Origin of the sequence: Caballeronia sp. ATUFL_F2_KS9A (assembly GCF_023630765.1) — a bacterium.
In the GTDB taxonomy this organism is placed as follows: Bacteria; Pseudomonadota; Gammaproteobacteria; order Burkholderiales; family Burkholderiaceae; genus Caballeronia; species Caballeronia zhejiangensis.
The window spans coordinates 1-19,465 of sequence record NZ_JALQEK010000025.1; the positions used below are offsets into that span (position 1 = coordinate 1).

The following is a 19,465-nucleotide window of genomic DNA, read 5'->3' on the forward strand; positions in this document are numbered from 1 at the left end:
GTCTCGGGAGCCGCCGCCGCGAGCAAAGCGGCGGCGCAGAGCGTCAACACGGCGACCGACGCGCTCACAAGCGCCAAGGCGAGCGCAAGTTCGCTCTCGACGAGCGCCGGCGGGTTGCTTTCAAATTGAACGTGTCGGAATGGTTCACCCGGCGGACCAATTCTTACCTCGTCTCACGCATGCGAGTCGCCCGCAAACAGCGCGAGATATCCTTCCGGGTCGACCGGCTTCCCGCCCACACGCACCTCGAAATGCAGATGCGGTCCCGTGGATCGACCCGTCGAGCCCACCTCGGCGATAGTCTCGCGCGGCTCGACCTGCTGTCCGACGCGCACTTCGATCTTCGAAGCGTGAGCGTATCGCGTGATAAAGCCGTTGCCGTGATCGATCTCGACCGTATTGCCATAGCCCGGCATCGGTCCGGCGTGGATCACGCGGCCGCCGGCGGCCGCGAGAATCGGCGTACCTGTCGGGGCGACCAGATCCACGCCCGGGTGGAAACTCAGGTGACGATTGAACGGATCCAGACGGTTTCCGAACGATGAACTCGTGCGTCCGAACGCGAGCGGACGACGCCCCGGAAAGGCTTCCCACGCCGCCTCGTGCTGCGCCGCGTCTTGTTCGAGCGCGCCAAGCGTCGTCGCCAGGCAGTCGAGTTCGTTGCTTCGGTTTCGCGGCTCCGGTCGCGCGTCGGCGGCCTGGCAAGGGCGGGGCGGAAGCTCTGGGCCGCCCGCTGCGTCGCTGGAGGCCGCGCGCACCGAGGCCACTGCGCTGGTCGCCGTGGCGCGCGGCGGTTTTGCGCGCAAGCGTTGATCGAACCCACTGAGCGTGTCCAACTGCGCAGCGAGCCGCTCCACGCGCGCATCGAGCGCGGCGTTCGACGCCTTCAGACGCGCGAGCTCATCGGCGTTGTAAGGGGCTCGGGCGTATCGGACGGCGGCGGGCTCCTGCGCACGCCGCATCTGAACGTCATACTGGCCCAGCGCGAGACCGCCTGCCAGCGCCAGCACCGCCACCGAGCAGGCAGTACCAACGATGGCGCGCAGCGCGCCTCGCCGCATCACGATGTAAAGATCGTTTTTCGAGCGCGAGATGACTGACACCACCCTTATCTCCCTGCAATCAGTGCGAGTTTTGAGATGGTAGGAGCGCGCCGGATCTCGGCCTATCGGACGAATCAGAGAAATTTGGGACAAGAGTCGATTCCGCGGCCTGCGCTATATCCGCTCATACATTCCGCCCTATATAAACAATAAAAATGTTTTGCTTTCATAGATGGTTCTTCTCCCTCAACATGAAGTGATCCGAAAAAGCACTGGAGCGAGACATGGAAAGCACCGCGGATTTGAAGCGCTATGAATTGCTGATCAATGGCGAGTTCGTCCCGCCGAGCGGAGGCGACTACTCGACGAACCTCGATCCTTCGAACGAGAATCCGATCGCCCACGTCGCGCAAGGCACATCCGCCGATGTCGACCGCGCGGTGCAGGCGGCGCGCGCCGCGCTCAAGCCGTGGAATGCGATCCGCGCCGCCGAACGCGGCCGAATCCTGATGAAGCTTGCCGATCTCCTGCGCGAAAATCAGGAAGAACTCGCGGCGCTCGAAAGTCTCGATGCCGGCAAGCCGATCTCCGGTGTACAACGCCAGGACGTGCCCGCCGCCATCGATACGCTCGCCTACTATGCCGGCTGGTGCGACAAGATCAACGGCCAGGTCGTGCCCGCACGCCCCGACGCGCTGACCTACACCGTGCGCGAGCCGGTCGGCGTCGTCGCGGCGATCGTGCCGTGGAATTTTCCGCTGATGATCGGCATGTGGAAGATCGCGCCCGCGCTCGCGTGCGGCTGCACGCTGATCGTCAAGCCGGCCGAAATCACGCCGCTTTCGGCGCTGATGGTCGGGCGGCTCGCGCTGGAAGCCGGCGTGCCGCCGGGCGTGCTCAACATCGTGACCGGCAAGGGCTCGGTCGTCGGCGATTCCCTCGTCGCGCATCCGGGCGTCGACAAGGTGACGTTCACCGGCTCGCCGTCCGTCGGGCGCGGCATTCTGCAGGGCGCGGCGGGCAACTTCAAGCGCGTCACGCTCGAACTAGGCGGCAAGTCCGCCAACGTGATCTTCGCGGATGCGAACATCGACGGCGCCGTGCGCGCGGCCGCATCGGGCATCTTCTTCAACGCGGGGCAAGTCTGCTCGGCGGGCTCGCGCATTCTCGCGCAGCGCGCCGTCTACGACGAAGTCGTCGAGCGCCTCGCTCAGCGCGCGCAGACGATCAAGCTCGGCGATCCGTCCAAACGCGAAACCAACATGGGCCCGCTCATTTCCGCCAAGCAGATGAAGAGCGTGCTCGACTACGTGGACATCGGCACGGGCGAGGGCGCCTCGCTCGTGACAGGCGGCAAGCGCGCGGGCGAACGCGGCTATTTCGTGGAGCCGACGGTGTTCGCCAACGTCGAGCACGAGATGCGCATCTCGCAGGAAGAGATCTTCGGGCCGGTCGCGAGCGTGATTCCCTTCGACGACGAAGCCGACGCGCTGCGCATCGCCAACGGCACCGCGTACAGTCTCGCAGCGGGCGTCTGGAGCGCGGATATCGGCCGCGTGCATCGCATGGCCGCGGAATTGAAAGCGGGCACGGTCTGGGTCAATACCTACGGTTTCACGGACGTGCGCCTGCCGTGGGGCGGCGGCGGCGACTCGGGCTTCGGCCGCGAACATGGCGACGTCGCCATCGAGAATTTCACCGAGCCGAAGGCGGTCTGGGTGGCGCTGACGCCTTGACGGAATGAACGCCGCGGCCAACCGCGGCGAAAGGGAAACGGGCGGTCCGACTCATCGAACCGCCCGTTTGGATCGGAAAGACCCGTCAGACGCGCGCCGTTTCCTCGTTGCGCGCCCGCCAGAGCCGCGCCCGCTGCGTGCTGTCTTCATATTGGACCGTGTTTTGCCGGCAGGCTTCGATTGTCGAATTCTTGCGCTCGACGATCGCCTGGCAAAGAAACTCGGCGCTGTAGGCCGTCAGCAAATGCGGGGAATGGGTTGCGATGTACTGTGCGATCTTCCCGTAATCGCTATCCGCCGATGCCAGCGCGCGATACGTCTGCACGTCCCAGCGGAACATCAGGTCGAGTTCTTCGAAAGCCGTGTTGAACGCGCAGACTTGCGCCTGAAGTTCGCGGTCATCGTCGTGCGTTGCATGGATCATGATCGTCTCCTGTATGGCCGTGGGGCTTGAATGCAGGATAGAAAAGTCGATCCATATACGATAGTTAAAGTTTTTTCGCTTATCTATTCAGAAAGAATTATGCGTTCGGTTTGCCCGTCTTCGCGACGATTTGCGTGATCGCTTCGATCTGCGCTGCGCCTTCTTCGATCAGAAACTGCTTGAACGCAAGCGCCACCGGCGGTAGCCGCTTGTTGTTCCGATGCACGACGAACCAGTTGAGCATCACGGGAAAGCCCTCGATATCGAGCACCGCCAGCTTTCCGACCTGCAATTCCATGCTGATCGTGTGCGCGGACAAGAAGCTCAGGCCCATGCCGGCGATCACCGCCTGCTTGATCGTCTCCGTGCTGGTGATTTCCATCGCGACGTTAAGGTTCGGCAGCCGTCCGCCGAATCCTTCTTCCATCGAATTCCAGGTGTCGGAGCCACGCTCGCGCACGATGAACGGTTCGTCGGCGAGCGCTTCGAGCGGCAAGTTCCTCCGTCCGACGAGCGGATGATCCGGCGGCGCGACGATCACGTACGGATGGGGCGCGAATGAGACGTTCACCGTGTCCATATCGCGCGGGGGGCGGACCATCACGGCGAGATCGGTGAGATTGTCGGACAGTTGATGCAGCAGTTCCTCGCGATTGTGTACCGCGAGATTGAGCCGGACATCGGTATTGCGCTGCGTGAACGCGGCGAGCAAGCGGGGGAAAAAGTAATCGCCGGCGCTGATCACCGCGACGTTGAGCGTACCGCCCGCGATGCCTTTGAGTCGGGCCATCGCATCGTCGGCTTCGCGGAATTGCTCCAGAATCGCGCGGCTGTAGTGAAGCATTTCATTTCCGGCCGGCGTCAGATAGATTTTCTTGCCGAGCTGCTCGAACAGCGGCAGCCCGGCGTGCTCCTCCAGTTGCTTCACCTGCGTCGAAACAGCCGGCTGCGTAAGGTAGAGCTCTTCAGCGGCGCGCGAGAAACTCAGTCGACGGGCGACGGTCTCGAAGATCTTGAGTTGACGCAGGGTGGCGTTGCGCAGCACAGCAATCCCTCATCCATTAACGATCACTAATTTATACAATAATTTTTTCTAACTTTCCTTAATCGTTTTTCTCCCCCACGATGCTTTCACGTCCGCGAAAGTTGTAAGGCGGACGGTTGCGCCAAGAACGAACGGCCACGCCAGACCCCAGGCATCGGCCAGTTTGCCGCAAAGCAACACGAGCACACTCGCAGCATGGAAGCCTGCAAAGGCTGCATACCCCATCCGGACTTTATTGGGAATCGCTTTGAAATGATTCTTCGATCGCCTGAAGCGGATGTTTGCCGGATGTGCGAATCGATCGCCCACCTCAAAACGCGCGACATGCGCAATACCCGTGACCGGCGGCCTCACGCCCATGCCGCCTGGACCGAGCATTTCCCCTGACCGACCGCTCGCCGCCGACGCACCGCGCCGGCTTCTCGCAGCACATCAAGCGCCGTACGAGCGCTAAGACAGATAACGGAGACAGACATGGCAAGCGCAGACACGGTTGTGTCCGGGCAATCGCACGGGCGTCACCACAACAGATGGATCCAGCTCGCAGTCGGCATCGTATGCATGGGGCTGGTCGCCAACCTCCAGTACGCATGGACTCTTTTCGTCGTTCCGATGGATGCGAAGCACCATTGGGGGCAAGCGGCGATTCAAACCGCCTTCACCATCTTCATCGTCACTGAAACGTGGCTCGTGCCCGTCGAGGGCTGGCTCGTCGATAAATTCGGACCGCGTCCGGTCGTGATGGGCGGCGCGCTTTGCGCCGCCATCGGCTGGATGATCGACGCCCACGCCACCACGCTCACGCATCTGTACATCGCCGCCGTGGTCGCAGGTATCGGCGCCGGTTGCGTGTATGGCACCTGCGTCGGCACGGCGCTCAAGTGGTTCCCGGACAAGCGCGGTCTCGCGGCGGGCCTGACCGCTGCTGGCTTCGGCGCGGGCGCGGCTGTCACGGTGATTCCGATCTCGAACATGATCCAGAGCTCAGGCTACGAGCACGCGTTCATGTTCTTCGGCATCCTGCAGGGCGCGTGCATCTTCGTGCTCGCGCTGATGCTCGTGCGGCCGAATCCGCCGAAAGGCATCGTGCCGGCCAAGCGCATCGTGTCGACGAAAATCGACTACACGACAGGACAGATGGTGCGCTCGCCGCTCTTCTGGGTGCTGTATCTGATGTTCGTGTTCGTCGCGGCGGGCGGCGTGATCGCGACCGCGCAGTTCGGGCCGATCGCGAAGGAATACGGCTTCGCCAAGATGCCGGTGAATCTGCTCGGCGTAACGCTGCCGCTGCTCGCGATGACGCTGTCCATCGACAATCTGTGCAACGGCTTCACGCGTCCGCTGTGCGGCTTCATCTCGGACAAGATCGGCCGCGAAAACACGATGTTCATCATCTTTCTCGGTGAAGGCGTCGCGCTGCTCGGGCTGATGGAGTTCGGCCACAATCCGTATCTCTTCATGCTGTTCGCGGCGATGACGTTCCTCTGCTGGGGCGAAATCTTCTCGATCTTCCCGGCGACCTGCGCGGACACCTTCGGCAGCAAGTACGCCGCCGCCAACGCGGGCACGCTCTACACCGCGAAAGGCACGGCGTCGATGCTGGTGCCGCTCGCTTCGGTGCTCGCGTCGATCGGGTCGTGGAACGCGGTGTTCATCACGGCGGCGGTGACGTCGATCGCGGCGGGACTGTGCGCGAAATTCGTTCTCGCGCCGATGCGAAAGCGCTGGATCGAAAACACGCTCACGGAAGAGTCGTCGGCCGAATCGTCGATCAACGCGTCGTTACGGACCGGCTCGATTCAATGAAACAGGGCACGCCGACGTTGAGCGTATCGCTGCATCAACTGAGGCTTTTCGTCACCCTCGCGCGGCATCGCAGCTTCACGCGCGCGGGCGACGATCTCGGCATCACCCAATCGGCGGTGAGCCGCAGCATTCGCGAACTCGAAGATGAAATCGCGCTGCGGCTCTTCGATCGCACGACGCGTCAGGTCGCGCTCACCGAAACCGGACGCAAGCTGCTCGCCCGCATTGCGCCGCTCGTCGAGGAACTGGAAGCGACTCTGCGGCCGCGCGCGCAAGAGGGCGGCGAGCCGGGCGTCGTCAATCTCGCGAGCAGTTGCGCTCTCACGGCGAGCGTTTTGCCCGCGATGCTCGCATCGTGTCGCGAACGTCTGCCGGAAGTCACGATCATCGTGATGGATCGGCCGCAAAATGCCGTGCTGCAACTCGTGCGTTCGGGCGAGGCGGAACTGGGCGTCGCGATCGCGCCCGACAATCTCGACGAACTCGCCGCCGAGCCTCTTTTCGCCGACGGACTTGCTGCCGTCGTCAGCGCGTCGCATCGACTGAGCGCGGCGGCGGGCATCGACTGGCAGCAGTTGCGCGGCACGCCGCTTCTCCTGCTCGACGATGACACCGGCAGCCTGGGCGCCATCGAGGCTGCGCTCGCGCTGCACGGCGTCGCGGGCGCGGTGCGCCAGAAATTCACGCAAGCTGCCGCGGTTGCGCGCATGGCGGAAGCCGGCCTCGGCGTCGGTATCCTGCCGATGCACGCGCGCGCTGCCATCGACTGCGCGCAGACGCGCATCATCCCGCTCGTGCCGGACACGTCGCGCACGATCATGCTCGTACGGCGCAAGAGCCGCGCGCTGCGCTCGAGCGCGGCGAACGTCTGGTCACACATCGTCGCATCCTCGTCGCATACTTTCATCTCGGGTCAGGCCGTCGAGGTCTGACCGACTTCTTGCCGCTGAAGGAAGCCCGCCGCGCATCTCGCGCATGCGGGTTTTCGCTCGTCTGCGAGCGCACGATTCGCCTTGTCCTGTCTGCACTCGGAATGTAGTATCTTGTATATCAGAGAGATATAAAGCTACAACCCTCAGGAGACGAACCATGAAGATCTGCGTGTACGGCGCCGGAGCGATCGGCGGCTATATGGGCGCGCAACTGGCGCGAGCGGGTGCGGAGGTCAGTTTCGTCGCGCGCGGGCCGCATCTCGCGGCGATGCAGGCGAACGGCGTCAAGCTCCGGATCGATGGCGAGGAGCACACCGTCAAGGTGCGCTGCACGAACAATGCCGCCGAACTCGGCCCGCAGGATTACGTGATCGTCGCGCTGAAGGCGCATTCGATTCCGGGCGTCGTCGATCTGATGCCGCCGCTGCTCGGCCCGGAAACCGCGATCGTCACGGCCGTCAACGGTCTGCCTTACTGGTATTTCTACAAACACGGCGGCGAGCTCGAAGGCACGAAACTGCAGAGCGTCGATCCTGGCGGCCGCCAGTGGGACGTGTTCGGTCCGGAACGCGCGATCGGCTGCGTGCTGCTGCCGGCGGCGGAAATCGCGGAGCCGGGCGTCATCGAACATCACTACGGCAAGAAATTTCCCATCGGCGAGCCGAGCGGCGAAATCACGCCGCGTCTGCAGGCGCTGCACGACATGATGGCGAAGGCGGATATGGAAGCGCCGATGCGCGACAACATCCGCGATGAAATCTGGCTGAAGCTCTGGGGCAATCTGTGCTTCAACCCGATCAGCGCGTTGACCGGCGCGACGCTCGACGTGCTCACGAGCGATCCCGGCACGCGCGCGCTCTCGAAGGCGATGATGCTGGAGGCGAAGGCGATCGGCGACAGGATCGGCGTGAATTTCCGCGTCGACGTTGAGCGGCGCATCAACGGCGCGGGCGCGGTCGGCGCGCACAAGACGTCGATGCTGATGGACTGCGAGGCCGGACGCCCGATGGAAATCGATCCGCTGATGACGGTCGTGCAGGAAATCGGCCGCCTCGTGCACGTCGAAACGCCGATGCTCGATGCCGTTCTCGCATTGATCAAGCTGCGCGAAGGCGTGAATCAGGGCACGGCGAAGCCGCTGCCGCTCCCGCAATCTCAAAAAGCCGCCTAAACTGCAGACGAAGGGACCAGCGTTGTTTCTGATATACAAGATGCAAAATACTTGCGTGCTGTTGCGATGCAGCATATACTGAGGGCTCTTGAGTGATTCAACTGGAGCCTGAAATGAGCATCGCCCTGCTGGTTGTTGTCGGATTCGCGCTGGTTGCCGTTGGTGTAGGTGTTACGTTTATGATTGCGTCGGCCGTGCCGCAAAGCATGCTGCAGCGCGCACAGGATCACGGTCGCTTCGCCGGTCTCGCGGCGGATGACCAGAACGGCGGTTCGGGCAAGCGTGTCGACGCTCGCCGTCCGCACTTGGGAAATCAAGCCATCAATGCCATCTGATACTCAATCCGTAGATAGTCCGGAAGTTCGCCCCGATGTACGTCCGCCCGGGCTGACGCTTTCGCTGGAGCCGATCAATGCCACGGTTTCGCTGCGCGATCAGGCGTACGCGAAGCTGCGGCAGGCGATCGCCGAGGCGGACATCTATCGTTCGCGGGAAGAAATCCGTCTCGACGAGAAAGAACTGACCGAAGCGCTCGGCGTGTCCCGCACGCCGATTCGCGAGGCCATGACGCTGCTCGAGCAGGAAGGTTTTCTGCGCACGGTGCCGCGCCGCGGCGTCTATATCTTGCGCAAGACCAAGCGCGAGATCGTCGAGATGATTCACATGTGGGCGGCGCTGGAAAGCATGGCGGCGCGCCTCGCGACGCAGCGCGCGACGGACGAGGAAATCGCCCATCTGCGCCACATGTTCGACAATTTCCGCGACTCGACGCCCGCCGAGCATATCGACGAGTATTCGGAAGCGAATATCGCGTTCCATTCGGCGATCGTGCGGCTGTCGAAGTCGGAAATCATCTTCGACACGATCAAGAACATCTTCGTGCACGTCCGCGCGATCCGTAAGATGACGATCTCGCAGAGCGATCGGGCGTCGCGCTCGATCGTCGATCACATGCGGATCATCGAGGCGCTGGAGAAGCGCGACACGGAGCTGGTCGAGCGGCTCGTGAAGCAGCATTCGCTCGATCTGGCGGCGTTCGTCGAGGCGAATTGCGACTTTCTGGACTGATGACGGATTGAGTTGGAAAGCAAAAAACCGCATGGTGTTCGCCGTGCGGTTTTTTTATTTCGTCGTCGATCGAAACGGTGATGCGCGAAGCGGATAGTCGTCGCTCGGCAGCGCGCCGCGCGTCTCGACGGGCACGAAGCCGGGCGCATGACTCGGAGCCGGCGCGACGGCTTGCGATGTCCCGAACGACAGGGCAGTGACCTGGCCGATGCGCAAGGCCACCGCCATCGCAGAGTCGAGGTAGACGAACATGGCGCGGAAAAAAGGCGCAAGTCTATCGATGCTGCCCTTTCTCAGCAATAGCGCGCGCCGTTGCGCGGCCCGCGCCGGTTGCCCGCGTGACTAACGCATCGCGTGCAGCATCGTTTCGCCGAGCGCGGCCGGCGAATCGGCGACGTGAATGCCCGCCGATTTCATCGCGTCGATCTTCGCGCTGGCCGTGCCCGATCCGCCCGAGATGATCGCGCCCGCGTGACCCATGCGGCGTCCCGGCGGCGCGGTCGTTCCGGCGATGAAACCGACCACTGGCTTCGTCGTCTTCGCGTCCTTGAGAAACTGCGCGGCTTCTTCCTCCGCCGATCCGCCGATCTCGCCGATCATGATGATGCCCTCGGTCGCATCGTCCTCCAGAAAGAGCGACAGGCAATCGATGAAGTTCGTCCCGTTCACCGGATCGCCGCCGATACCGATGCACGTCGTCTGCCCGAGGCCGGCCGCGGTCGTCTGCGCGACGGCCTCATAGGTCAGCGTGCCCGAACGCGATACGACGCCGATCTTCCCCGGCCGGTGAATATGCCCCGGCATGATGCCGATCTTGCACTGCCCCGGCGTGATGACGCCCGGACAGTTCGGCCCGACGAGCCGGCTCGACGAACCGCTCAACGCGCGCTTCACGCGCAGCATGTCGAGCACCGGAATGCCTTCCGTGATGCAGACGATGAACGGCACCTGCGCGTCGATGGCTTCGAGAATCGCATCGGCGGCGAAGGGCGGCGGCACATAGATGACGGAGGCGTCGGCGCCCGTTTTCGCGACGGCATCGGCGACGGTGTCGAACACGGGCAAGTCCAGATGCGTCGTGCCGCCTTTGCCCGGCGTCACGCCGCCGACCATGCGCGTGCCGTACGCGATCGCCTGTTCGGAATGAAACGTGCCTTGCGCGCCGGTGAAGCCCTGGCAGATGACCTTCGTATCTTTATTGATGAGAACGCTCATTGGGCCACTCCTTGAGCGACGGCGCTGACGATCTTGTCGGCGGCATCGGCGAGATTTTCGGCGGGGATGATGGTGAGACCGGACGTGCGCAGAATCTCGCGGCCCGCATCGACATTCGTGCCCGCGAGGCGCACGACGAGCGGCACGCTCAGATCGATCTCGCGCGCGGCCGCGACGACGCCTTGCGCGATCACGTCGCAGCGCATGATGCCGCCGAAGATGTTGACGAGAATGCCCTGCACCTTCGGGTCGCGCAGGATCAGCTTGAACGCGGTCGCGACGCGCTCCTGGGTCGCGCCGCCGCCGACGTCGAGAAAGTTCGCCGGCTCGCCGCCGTAGAGCTTGATGATGTCCATCGTGGCCATCGCGAGGCCCGCGCCGTTCACCATGCAGCCGATATTGCCGTCGAGCTTGACGTAGTTCAGACCGTGCTTCGCCGCTTCGATTTCGGCGGGATCTTCCTCGTCCTCGTCGCGCAGTTTCTCGATGTCGGGATGGCGATACAGCGCGTTGTCGTCGAAATTGAGCTTCGCGTCGAGCGCCATCACGTCGCCGGAGCCGGTCACGACGAGCGGATTCACTTCCACGATCGACGCATCCAGATCGACGAACGCCTGATACAGCGCCGTGATGAACTTCGACGCAGCCTTGATCTGATTGCCGGTGAGCCCGAGTCCGAACGCGATCTGGCGCGTGTGAAGGGGCTGAAGCCCGGTCGCCGGATCGATCGCGACCTTGAGAATTTTTTCCGGCGTGCGATGCGCGACTTCCTCGATCTCCATGCCGCCTTCCGTCGACGCCATGATCGTGATGCGCGAGTTGGCGCGGTCGACCAGCATGCCGAGATACAGCTCGCGCGCGATATCGCAGCCTTCTTCGACGTAGAGCCGCTTCACTTCCTTGCCCGCCGGCCCCGTCTGCTTGGTCACGAGCACGGACGCGAGCATCTTCTGCGCGTTCTCGCGCACTTCGTCGACCGACTTCACCACGCGCACGCCGCCTTTTCCGTCCGGATCGTTGGCGAAGCGCCCGGCGCCGCGGCCGCCCGCGTGAATCTGCGACTTCACGACCCAGACGGGTCCGGGCAGCGCGCGCGCCGCATCGGCGGCCTCCGTCGCGGAAAAGGCGACGCGGCCCTCCGGAACCGCGACGCCGTACTTTCGCAGCAGCGCCTTCGCCTGATATTCGTGGATGTTCATCTCGTCTCCTGATGTCCTCTGATGGGAATGAGCGAGCCGAGCAACAGCATCGTCGGCGCGCTGAAATACTGTATATCAGATTTCACCACGCGCAAAACTTTCGTTTGCGGGCTTCTGCAGCGTTAAATGAGTGCTTAACGGGCCGAGGCGGACGACGGTGATTGATGCACTGCAGAATTAAAAATCGGTCGAGCGTTGCTCACAGCGGCGTTCAAGGGATCGTGCGCTGCATCACAGGGTTTTCATCGACCGGCGGACGGTTGACTAATACTGTGTGTGGAATATTGTATATCACAGGAGGCGGGTCGCTTTGCGGTCCGACGGTCTACGCGCTCCGGGCACGACGGCGCGGGACGATGTACAAATAATCGTGAATCTATAAACGTCGAAAGAGAGTGGGAGACAAAGCCATGACGGTGAACACATCTGGCAAGGCGCTGGACGGCGTGCGAATCCTGGACTTCACGCACGTTCAGTCGGGACCGACCTGCACGCAGTTGCTCGCGTGGTTCGGCGCCGACGTCATCAAGGTCGAGCGCGCGGGTTCGGGCGACATCACGCGGGAGCAGTTGCGCGATATTCCCGACGCCGACAGCCTCTACTTCACGATGCTCAACCACAACAAGCGCTCGATCACCATCGACACGAAGAATCCGGAAGGCAAGAAGGTGCTCGAGACGCTCGTGAAGAAGTGCGACGTGCTCGTCGAGAACTTCGCCCCGGGCGCGCTCGATCGCATGGGCTTTACGTGGGAGCGCATCCAGGAACTGAATCCGCGGATGATCGTCGCGTCGGTGAAGGGCTTCGGCCCGGGACCGTACGAAGATTGCAAGGTGTATGAGAACGTCGCGCAGTGCGCGGGCGGCGCGGCGTCGACGACCGGTTTCGAAGACGGTCCGCCGACCGTCACCGGCGCGCAGATCGGCGATTCGGGCACGGGCCTGCATCTGGCGCTCGGCATCGTCACGGCGCTGTATCAGCGCAACACGAGCGGACGTGGTCAGAAAGTGCTCGCCGCGATGCAGGATGGCGTGCTCAATCTCTGCCGCGTGAAATTGCGCGACCAGCAGCGCCTCGAACGCACTGGCGTGATGAAGGAGTACCCGCAATATCCAAACGGCACGTTCGGCGAAGCCGTGCCGCGCGCGGGCAACGCATCGGGCGGCGGCCAGCCGGGCTGGATTCTCAAGTGCAAGGGCTGGGAGACCGATCCGAACGCGTACATCTACTTCATCACGCAGGCGCCGGTCTGGGGCGAAATCTGCAAGGTGATCGGCAAGGAGGAATGGATCGATCATCCGGATTACAAGACGCCGAACGCGCGCCTGCCGCATCTGAAGCAGATTTTCGAGGAAATCGAGCGCTGGACGATGTCGAAGACCAAGTTCCAGGCGATGGAAATCCTCAACAAGCACGACATACCGTGCGGCCCGATCCTGTCGATGAAGGAAATCGCCGAAGAGCCGTCGCTGCGAAAGACGGGAACGGTCGTCGAAGTCGATCATCCGGTGCGCGGGAAGTATCTGACGGTCGGCAATCCGATCAAATTGTCCGACAGTCCGACCGAAGTCGTGCGCTCGCCGCTGCTCGGCGAACACACCGACGAAGTCATGGCCGAACTCGGCTACACGCCGGATCAGATCGCCACGCTGAAGAGCCTCGGCGCGATCTGAGCACATTGCCTTGCACTGACGTCCGCCTTCGAAAGAGGGCGGCGCAGGCCCCTGCACGCCCCTATAACGGAGACGCACCAAATGAACAGCACGGTTGCCCAGGACCGCGGCGAAGCAGCCAATTCATCCACGCACGCGGCGGCGGTCGTTCCGCTCCACGCGCCCGACGCGAAACGCCGCGTCGCGGAAGTGTTCGCCCGAGTGAAAGCGGAAGGCCGCACGTCGCTGACCGCGCCGGAAGGCAAACTCGTCTGCGATGCATACGGCATCGCGGTGCCGCAGGAAGGCGTCGCGAAATCGGCGGACGATGCCGCGAAGCTCGCGTCGTTCATCGGCTTTCCGGTGGTGCTGAAGATCGTTTCGCCGGAAATCCTGCACAAGACCGAAGCGGGCGGCGTGCTCGTCAACCTGAAGAATGAAGCCGATGTGCGTGCCGGTTTCGACACGATCATCTCGAACGCGAAGAAGTACGACCCGAAGGCGACGCTTGTCGGCGTGCAGGTTCAGCAGATGGTCGGCGCGGGGCAGGAAGTCATCATCGGCGCGGTGACGGACCCGTCGTTCGGCAAGCTGATCGCGTTCGGTCTCGGCGGCGTGCTCGTCGAAGTGCTGAAGGACGTGACGTTCCGGCTCGCGCCCGTCACGCGCGAAGAAGCCGCATCGATGCTCGACGGCATTCAGGCCGCAGAAGTGCTGCGCGGCGTGCGCGGCGCCGAACCGGTACATCGCGAGGCGCTGATTACCCTGATCGAGCGCGTGTCGCGTCTCGTCGACGATTTCCCGCAAATCTCCGAGATGGACCTGAATCCGGTGTTCGCGAGCCCGAACGGCGCGGTCGCGGCGGACGTGCGCATCGTGATGGATTTCGCGCCCGCCGAACCGCGCTATCGGCCGACGCAAGAGCAGATCGTCGCGCAGATGAACCGCATCATGAAGCCGGATGCGGTCGCGGTGATCGGCGCGTCGAACGAGGACGGCAAGATCGGCAATTCGGTGATGAAGAACCTCATCAACGGCGGCTATCAGGGCACGATCTATCCGATTCACCCGAAAGCCGACGAGATCATGGGCCGCAAGGCGTACAAGAGCGTGAAGGACGTGCCCGGCGTGATCGATGTCGCCGTGTTCGCGATTCCCGCGAAGTTCGTGGCTCAGGCGCTCGTCGAAGTCGGCGAGAAGAAGATTCCGGGCGCGGTGCTGATTCCGTCGGGCTTCGCGGAAACGGGCAATCACGAAGGTCAGGAAGAGATCGTCAAAATCGCGCGGCAATACGACATCCGCATGATGGGCCCGAACATCTACGGCTTTTACTACACGCCGAAGAATCTTTGCGCGACGTTCTGCACGCCGTACGACGTGAAAGGCAAGGCGGCGCTGTCGTCGCAGTCGGGCGGCATCGGCATGGCCATCATCGGGTTCTCGCGTTCGGCGAAGATGGGCGTTTCCGCGATCGTCGGTCTCGGCAACAAGAGCGATATCGACGAAGACGATCTGCTCACGTTCTTCGAGCAGGACGACAACACCGAAATCATCGCGCAGCATTGCGAGGATCTGAAGGACGGCCGTGCGTTCGCCGAAGCCGCAAAGCGCGTGTCGAAGAAGAAGCCGGTCGTCGTGCTGAAAGCGGGGCGCACGAGCCTCGGCGCGCGCGCGGCCAGCTCGCATACGGGCGCGCTCGCGGGCAACGACAAGATCTACGAAGACGTCTTCGAGCAATGCGGCGTGATCCGCGCGCGGTCGCTGCGCGATCTGCTCGAGTTCGCGCGCGGCATTCCGAAGCTGCCGACGCCCAAAGGCGAGAACACGGTCATCATCACGGGCGCGGGCGGCTCGGGCGTGCTCTTGTCGGACGCATGCGTCGACAACGGCCTCTCGCTGATGGCGATGCCCGACGATCTCGATGCCGCGTTCCGCAAGTTCATCCCGCCGTTCGGCGCGGCCGGAAATCCCGTCGACATCACCGGGGGCGAGCCGCCGTCGACGTACAAGAACACGATCCGCCTCGGGCTCGAGGACGATCGCATCCATTCGCTCATCCTCGGCTACTGGCACACGATCATCACGCCGCCGATGGTCTTCGCGAAACTCGTCATCGAAGTGAAGGAGGAGATGAAGGCGCTCGGCATCGAGAAGCCGATCGTGGCGTCGCTCGCGGGCGACGTGCAAGTGGAAGAAGCCGCGGAATACCTGTACGAGCATGGCGTGCCGGCCTACGCTTATTCGACGGAACTGCCCGTTGCCGTGCTCGGCGCGAAGTACAAGTGGGCGCGCGGCGCAGGTTTGATCTGAGGTTTGGAGGAGGGGACAGGGGCGCGGACCACGTATGTCCGCGCCCTTTATAAGGGAGACACACTTGACACACTGGATTCGTTTTCGCGATGCCGGCGGCAGCATCGGTTTCGGTACGCTCGATCAGCATTCTGGCCGCGTCGTGCAGCACGACGGCGCGATGTTCGACAATCCGCGCCCGACCGACATGTCGTTCGCCGTCGATGACCTGACGCTGCTCGCGCCCTGTCAGCCGAGCAAGGTCATCGCGCTGTGGAACAACTACTACGCGCTGTCGCAGAAGCTCGACAAGGCGCCGCCGCAGCATCCGCTCTTTCTCATCAAGCCGCCGATGTCGGTGATCGGGCCGGGCGAGTCGATCCGCCGGCCGAAGAGCTATCACGGCAAGATCGCGTACGAGGGCGAACTCGGCATCGTGATCGGCAAGACGGTGAGCGGGGCGTCCGTGGAGGAAGCCGAAAGCGCGATCTTCGGCTATACGTGCGTGAACGACGTCACCGCGATCGAGCTGCTGCAGGAAGATCCCAACTTCGCGCAATGGTGCCGCTCGAAGGGCTTCGACACGTTCACCTGCCTCGGGCCGGCGATCGTCACGACGGGCAACGGCTTCGACTGGCGCACGGCGAGCGTCGTCACGACACTCGAAGGCGTCGAGCGCCAGAACTATCCGCTCGACGACATGATTTTCTCGCCCGCCGAGCAAGTGAGCATGCTGTCGCAAGACATGACGCTCGTTCCCGGCGACGTGATCGCGTGCGGCACCTCTATCGGCGTCGGCTCGATCAAGGACGGCGCGCGCGTGGATGTGTCGATCGCCGGAATCGGCACGCTGTCGAACGTGCTCGAAGCATGATCGCGGATGGACTCGCGGGCGCGCTCTGCGTGCTCGCGGCGCTGTCGGCGGGTTCGTCGATGCGTGCGTCGCGCGGAAGGCGGGAAACGGGCGCGCTCCTTGCCGCCGCGTGCTTCGCGAGCGGCGCATCGGGCGGAACCGCGCTCGTGCTCGCGCTGGTCGCGGGATTCATCGGGTATCGATCCGCGCGTGCGACGCCGGGTGTATCGGCGCAATCGCTCTTTGCGACGATGGCGTTCGTCGCGTGGGCGCTGCCGGGCCCGGACAGCGCGTATGCGGTGCTGGCGGGCGGCGCGCTGGCGGCATTGGCTTGCGTCGTCGTTCGCCGGCACACGAACGGAGCAAGCGCGAACCTTCAATCGATGCATCTCGCCTGCGCAGGCGCATGCGCGGCGTTCGCCTATGTGCTCGGCGTTCAGTCGGACGTGATTTCCGTCATCGCGATGCTCGCGCTCATCGGCGCGCACTTGTCGCTCGCGATGGGCGGCAACGCGGCCGCGCCGGTCGCATACGCGATGAGCGCGGCGGCGGCTGGCGGACTTGCGCTCGCGGCAGCGATCGGCGGTTCGCATGGCGCGCTCGTCGTGGCGGCAGTCGCGATCGCCGTCGGCTGCACGCGGTCGGCGACGCTCGTCGGCATCGTGCGCGAGACGCCATGAAACGACAAAGCCGGCGCAACCTTCGCGCCGGCTTTGCATCGCGATGCCCGAGACACATCAGCGATCGCGATTCCACAACGCGCCGAGCACGAAGCCGACGGCCGCCGCGATCAGCACGCCCTGAATCGGCTGGCTCGCGACCGCGAGACGCACGTTGTCGACGGTCTGACCATAACTTTGCTGCAAGTTGCCGTAAGCCTGCCGCACCTTGCCTTCGGCTTGCGTGCCTTCATCGCCCGTCAGTGCGCCGACTGCGTCCTGCACTTTGCCGACGACCTTCTGTGCCGCGCCTTCCACTTGATCCTGCACCATGGTGCCTCCCTTCGGTTGAGCGGTTTCTCGTAAATCCGGATTCGCCGGAACGCTCATCAGCAGCACGCAGCGTGCCCGGGCCAATTCAGGCCGAACCGATCAGTCCCTTCACGGCGTCGATCAAATCGTCGATAGAAAGCGGCTTGCGGCGAAACTGCGCATGCGGGTGCTCGAGCGCCGGCGCATGCGCCGCCGCGCTCATGAGGATCACCGGCACGCGTGCGAGGGCGGCGCTCGCGGCCAGTTGACGGATCAGTTCGACGCCGTCCATGTGCGGCATCATCCAGTCGGTGATGACGAGCGCGGGCGGATTCGAGCGCGCCGCGTCGAGCGCGGTCCGTCCGTTGGACGCGGTCGAAACTTCGTAGCCCTCCATTTCGAGCACGAGGCGCCAGGTGGTCAGAATGTCGAATTCATCGTCGACGACGAGGATCTTCTTCATGCGCGCGCGCCGGGGTCCGACACAGACAGCGCGGGCGCGGCGATCGACGGGTGTCCGGACAAGATACCCGTCGAGCCAATGAAGCCTTCGCTGATATGCAGGCCGCGCGAGTCGATCGTGAGACGGCGGATCGCCGAATCGTGCGGGCCTTCGCGCTGCTTGACGATCGACACCATGCGATACAGCGAGGAATTCGCCTCGACATAACGCATGAGCACGATGTTCTCGGTCATCGCGGACGCGCGCAACGTCGTGGGCTGCACCGAATCGCCGTAGAGCGGCATTTCCTCGGTGAGCAGGGTCGTCACGCCCGCGTCGCGCAGACGGTGCGTGAGCGCGTTGAGGAAGAGGCCGAAACGCTCCGTGCGGTTCGCGGACTGAAAAAAGCCGTCGATGCCGTCGACCACGAGCCGCGACGCATTCGTGTTCCGCACCGCGGTCATCAGTTCGACGGCGAGCTCGTCGATCGCGAGTTCGACAGCCGGATGCCAGCGGATCGCGAGACGTCCGTCCTGCACGGCCGGCGCGAGATCGATGCCGACCGACAACGCTTTGGCGAGAAGCCGCTCGGGCGATTCGTAGAGGCCGAAGTAGACGCAGCGCTCGCCGCGTTCGACGCCCGCCTGCAGGAACTTGAGCGACAGCAGCGTCTTGCCGATGCCCGATGGCCCGACGAGCGTCGTCGTCGAGCCGCGCACGATGCCGCCGCCGAGCATCTGGTCGAAATCGGGAAAGCCGAAGCTCAACTTGTTCTTGAAGTCCGGCGCGCCGTCATCGTTCGCGGGCGACGCCTCGATGCGCGGAAAGGTCACGAGACCGTTCTCCGTGATCTTGAAGAAGTGCTTGCCGAGCAGATGATCGCGGGCGCGCAGCTTGTGGACTTCGATTTCGCGGGCACGCCGCATGCCGGTGTTGTAGCGGTTCAGTTCGATGAGCCCGTCGACGAGCGTGTGCTCCGGATGCGGCTCGTTGCCCGAAAGCGGCGCGAGGATCAGCGTCGTGCAGCGCGCGGCGCTCACGAACGCCGAAAGCTCGTGGATGAACTGCGAGAGTTCGAGTTCCGTCGAGCTGAATTCGCGCGCGCTGCGAAAGCCGTCGATGACCATGAAACGCGGCCGGCTCGTCTTGATCGTCGCTGCGATCAGCGCGAGAAAGCCGGACAGGCCGTCGCGCATCAGTTCGTGATAACCGGAGACGAAGAGCATCCGGTCGGAGATGGCGTCGGCGTTGTAGAACGACAGTCCGCGAAGATGAGACAAAAGCTTGGTGTGCGATTCGGCGATCAGCGTGATGTACAGGACCATGTCGCCCTGCGCGACGCGATGAAAGCCGATCTGCGATGAAAGAATCGTCTTGCCCGCGCCCGCCATGCCTTCGATCAGATACAGGCCGCCCTCGACGAACCCGCCGCCCAGGATGTCATCCAGGCCCGCGACGCCCGTCGTCACGTTGCCGTCGTTGGCCGCGTGTTGCCGGGGTTGAGCGGTGGAGTGCTTGTCGTCTTGGTTCATGGGATTTTCTTTTTTACTCGGCGTACCGGCTTTTTTGAGAAGGCGAATTATGGCTGACTATTGGCAAGCCGTGCTGGAAGCCATACC

The 19,465-nt window shown here is 63.5% G+C and carries 20 protein-coding genes; 10 read left to right on the forward strand and 10 right to left on the reverse strand.

Features of this window, described 5'->3' with window-relative positions:
- Nucleotides 1–173 precede the first annotated feature (173 nt).
- A complete protein-coding gene (locus tag NCS67_RS14500; RefSeq protein WP_502801856.1) occupies nucleotides 174–1,106 on the reverse strand; it encodes a M23 family metallopeptidase in 933 nt (310 codons plus the stop codon).
- A 221-nt stretch (nucleotides 1,107–1,327) separates the two neighbouring features.
- Between NCS67_RS14500 and NCS67_RS14505 the strand changes: the two genes are divergently transcribed.
- Nucleotides 1,328–2,779 (forward strand): aldehyde dehydrogenase family protein, encoded by a 1,452-nt coding sequence (locus NCS67_RS14505; RefSeq protein ID WP_175983081.1) that lies wholly within the window; start codon nucleotides 1,328–1,330, stop codon nucleotides 2,777–2,779.
- 85 nt (nucleotides 2,780–2,864) lie between these two features.
- Here NCS67_RS14505 and NCS67_RS14510 read toward each other — a convergent pair whose 3' ends face one another.
- The 3 genes from NCS67_RS14510 to NCS67_RS14520 form a co-directional block, all read right to left on the reverse strand.
- Entirely contained in the window at nucleotides 2,865–3,203 is a 339-nt protein-coding gene (locus NCS67_RS14510) for a hypothetical protein (protein WP_008353905.1), read from the reverse strand.
- A 97-nt stretch (nucleotides 3,204–3,300) separates the two neighbouring features.
- Nucleotides 3,301–4,245 (reverse strand): LysR family transcriptional regulator, encoded by a 945-nt coding sequence (locus tag NCS67_RS14515; protein WP_033536098.1) that lies wholly within the window; start codon nucleotides 4,243–4,245, stop codon nucleotides 3,301–3,303.
- 51 nt (nucleotides 4,246–4,296) lie between these two features.
- Nucleotides 4,297–4,626, reverse strand: coding sequence for a hypothetical protein (locus tag NCS67_RS14520; protein WP_250435522.1), 330 nt, complete (start codon nucleotides 4,624–4,626; stop codon nucleotides 4,297–4,299).
- 96 nt (nucleotides 4,627–4,722) lie between these two features.
- Here NCS67_RS14520 and oxlT point away from each other — a divergent pair, with 96 nt between their 5' ends.
- The 5 genes from oxlT (at nucleotide 4,723) to NCS67_RS14545 (ending at nucleotide 9,225) form a co-directional block, all read left to right on the forward strand.
- On the forward strand, nucleotides 4,723–6,054 hold the full coding sequence (oxlT, locus tag NCS67_RS14525; protein WP_008353903.1) for an oxalate/formate MFS antiporter: 1,332 nt from the start codon (nucleotides 4,723–4,725) through the stop codon (nucleotides 6,052–6,054).
- Complete coding sequence (locus NCS67_RS14530) at nucleotides 6,051–6,986, forward strand: LysR family transcriptional regulator (protein WP_008353902.1); 936 nt, start codon at nucleotides 6,051–6,053, stop codon at nucleotides 6,984–6,986. The genes oxlT and NCS67_RS14530 overlap by 4 nt, the downstream gene beginning before the upstream one ends.
- A 157-nt stretch (nucleotides 6,987–7,143) precedes the next feature.
- Nucleotides 7,144–8,157 (forward strand): 2-dehydropantoate 2-reductase, encoded by a 1,014-nt coding sequence (locus NCS67_RS14535; RefSeq protein WP_250435524.1) that lies wholly within the window; start codon nucleotides 7,144–7,146, stop codon nucleotides 8,155–8,157.
- A 113-nt stretch (nucleotides 8,158–8,270) separates the two neighbouring features.
- Complete coding sequence (locus NCS67_RS14540; RefSeq protein WP_051079075.1) at nucleotides 8,271–8,492, forward strand: hypothetical protein; 222 nt, start codon at nucleotides 8,271–8,273, stop codon at nucleotides 8,490–8,492.
- Complete coding sequence (locus NCS67_RS14545; protein ID WP_008353900.1) at nucleotides 8,482–9,225, forward strand: GntR family transcriptional regulator; 744 nt, start codon at nucleotides 8,482–8,484, stop codon at nucleotides 9,223–9,225. The genes NCS67_RS14540 and NCS67_RS14545 overlap by 11 nt, the downstream gene beginning before the upstream one ends.
- Before the next feature lie 54 nt (nucleotides 9,226–9,279).
- Here the strand turns inward: NCS67_RS14545 and NCS67_RS14550 are convergent, their stop codons facing one another.
- From NCS67_RS14550 to sucC, 3 genes are all read right to left on the reverse strand, one after another.
- Nucleotides 9,280–9,477, reverse strand: coding sequence for a hypothetical protein (locus NCS67_RS14550; RefSeq protein WP_250435526.1), 198 nt, complete (start codon nucleotides 9,475–9,477; stop codon nucleotides 9,280–9,282).
- A 90-nt stretch (nucleotides 9,478–9,567) separates the two neighbouring features.
- Entirely contained in the window at nucleotides 9,568–10,440 is an 873-nt protein-coding gene (gene sucD, locus NCS67_RS14555; protein ID WP_008353897.1) for a succinate--CoA ligase subunit alpha, read from the reverse strand.
- Nucleotides 10,437–11,639, reverse strand: a complete 1,203-nt coding sequence (gene sucC / locus NCS67_RS14560) for an ADP-forming succinate--CoA ligase subunit beta (RefSeq protein ID WP_250435528.1) — start codon at nucleotides 11,637–11,639, stop codon at nucleotides 10,437–10,439. The genes sucD and sucC overlap by 4 nt, the downstream gene beginning before the upstream one ends.
- A 410-nt stretch (nucleotides 11,640–12,049) precedes the next feature.
- Between sucC and frc the strand changes: the two genes are divergently transcribed.
- The 4 genes from frc to NCS67_RS14580 all read left to right on the forward strand — a co-directional run bounded on the left by frc (nucleotide 12,050) and on the right by NCS67_RS14580 (nucleotide 17,113).
- On the forward strand, nucleotides 12,050–13,312 hold the full coding sequence (gene frc, locus NCS67_RS14565; protein ID WP_008353895.1) for a formyl-CoA transferase: 1,263 nt from the start codon (nucleotides 12,050–12,052) through the stop codon (nucleotides 13,310–13,312).
- An 81-nt stretch (nucleotides 13,313–13,393) separates the two neighbouring features.
- Nucleotides 13,394–15,601 carry an acetate--CoA ligase family protein gene (locus NCS67_RS14570; RefSeq protein ID WP_250435530.1) on the forward strand — a complete coding sequence of 736 codons (2,208 nt, stop codon included), beginning with the start codon at nucleotides 13,394–13,396 and terminating at the stop codon, nucleotides 15,599–15,601.
- Between the two features lie 64 nt (nucleotides 15,602–15,665).
- The gene (locus tag NCS67_RS14575) at nucleotides 15,666–16,454 is read left to right on the forward strand and encodes a fumarylacetoacetate hydrolase family protein (protein WP_250435532.1); all 789 of its coding nucleotides are present in this window, start codon (nucleotides 15,666–15,668) and stop codon (nucleotides 16,452–16,454) included.
- Nucleotides 16,451–17,113, forward strand: a complete 663-nt coding sequence (locus NCS67_RS14580; RefSeq protein ID WP_250435534.1) for a hypothetical protein — start codon at nucleotides 16,451–16,453, stop codon at nucleotides 17,111–17,113. Before NCS67_RS14575 ends, NCS67_RS14580 begins: the two co-directional genes overlap by 4 nt.
- Nucleotides 17,114–17,170: 57 nt before the next feature.
- Here the strand turns inward: NCS67_RS14580 and NCS67_RS14585 are convergent, their stop codons facing one another.
- The 3 genes from NCS67_RS14585 to NCS67_RS14595 form a co-directional block, all read right to left on the reverse strand.
- On the reverse strand, nucleotides 17,171–17,425 hold the full coding sequence (locus tag NCS67_RS14585; protein WP_008353889.1) for a CsbD family protein: 255 nt from the start codon (nucleotides 17,423–17,425) through the stop codon (nucleotides 17,171–17,173).
- Between the two features lie 85 nt (nucleotides 17,426–17,510).
- Nucleotides 17,511–17,867: a response regulator gene (locus NCS67_RS14590; RefSeq protein WP_250435536.1), complete on the reverse strand. Its 357-nt coding sequence runs from the start codon at nucleotides 17,865–17,867 to the stop codon at nucleotides 17,511–17,513.
- Entirely contained in the window at nucleotides 17,864–19,378 is a 1,515-nt protein-coding gene (locus NCS67_RS14595; protein WP_008353887.1) for an ATPase domain-containing protein, read from the reverse strand. The genes NCS67_RS14590 and NCS67_RS14595 overlap by 4 nt, the downstream gene beginning before the upstream one ends.
- Nucleotides 19,379–19,465: the final 87 nt, after the last annotated feature.

Coding starts and splice junctions, on each gene's coding strand:
- NCS67_RS14505 (WP_175983081.1), top strand. CDS start 1,328: ATGGAAAGCACCGCGGATTTGAAGCGCTATGAATTGCTGATCAATGGC.
- NCS67_RS14510 (WP_008353905.1), bottom strand. CDS start 3,203: ATGATCCATGCAACGCACGACGATGACCGCGAACTTCAGGCGCAAGTC.
- NCS67_RS14520 (WP_250435522.1), bottom strand. CDS start 4,626: ATGCTCGGTCCAGGCGGCATGGGCGTGAGGCCGCCGGTCACGGGTATT.
- oxlT (WP_008353903.1), top strand. CDS start 4,723: ATGGCAAGCGCAGACACGGTTGTGTCCGGGCAATCGCACGGGCGTCAC.
- NCS67_RS14530 (WP_008353902.1), top strand. CDS start 6,051: ATGAAACAGGGCACGCCGACGTTGAGCGTATCGCTGCATCAACTGAGG.
- NCS67_RS14535 (WP_250435524.1), top strand. CDS start 7,144: ATGAAGATCTGCGTGTACGGCGCCGGAGCGATCGGCGGCTATATGGGC.
- NCS67_RS14540 (WP_051079075.1), top strand. CDS start 8,271: ATGAGCATCGCCCTGCTGGTTGTTGTCGGATTCGCGCTGGTTGCCGTT.
- NCS67_RS14545 (WP_008353900.1), top strand. CDS start 8,482: ATGCCATCTGATACTCAATCCGTAGATAGTCCGGAAGTTCGCCCCGAT.
- NCS67_RS14550 (WP_250435526.1), bottom strand. CDS start 9,477: ATGTTCGTCTACCTCGACTCTGCGATGGCGGTGGCCTTGCGCATCGGC.
- sucD (WP_008353897.1), bottom strand. CDS start 10,440: ATGAGCGTTCTCATCAATAAAGATACGAAGGTCATCTGCCAGGGCTTC.
- sucC (WP_250435528.1), bottom strand. CDS start 11,639: ATGAACATCCACGAATATCAGGCGAAGGCGCTGCTGCGAAAGTACGGC.
- frc (WP_008353895.1), top strand. CDS start 12,050: ATGACGGTGAACACATCTGGCAAGGCGCTGGACGGCGTGCGAATCCTG.
- NCS67_RS14570 (WP_250435530.1), top strand. CDS start 13,394: ATGAACAGCACGGTTGCCCAGGACCGCGGCGAAGCAGCCAATTCATCC.
- NCS67_RS14580 (WP_250435534.1), top strand. CDS start 16,451: ATGATCGCGGATGGACTCGCGGGCGCGCTCTGCGTGCTCGCGGCGCTG.
- NCS67_RS14585 (WP_008353889.1), bottom strand. CDS start 17,425: ATGGTGCAGGATCAAGTGGAAGGCGCGGCACAGAAGGTCGTCGGCAAA.
- NCS67_RS14590 (WP_250435536.1), bottom strand. CDS start 17,867: ATGAAGAAGATCCTCGTCGTCGACGATGAATTCGACATTCTGACCACC.
- NCS67_RS14595 (WP_008353887.1), bottom strand. CDS start 19,378: ATGAACCAAGACGACAAGCACTCCACCGCTCAACCCCGGCAACACGCG.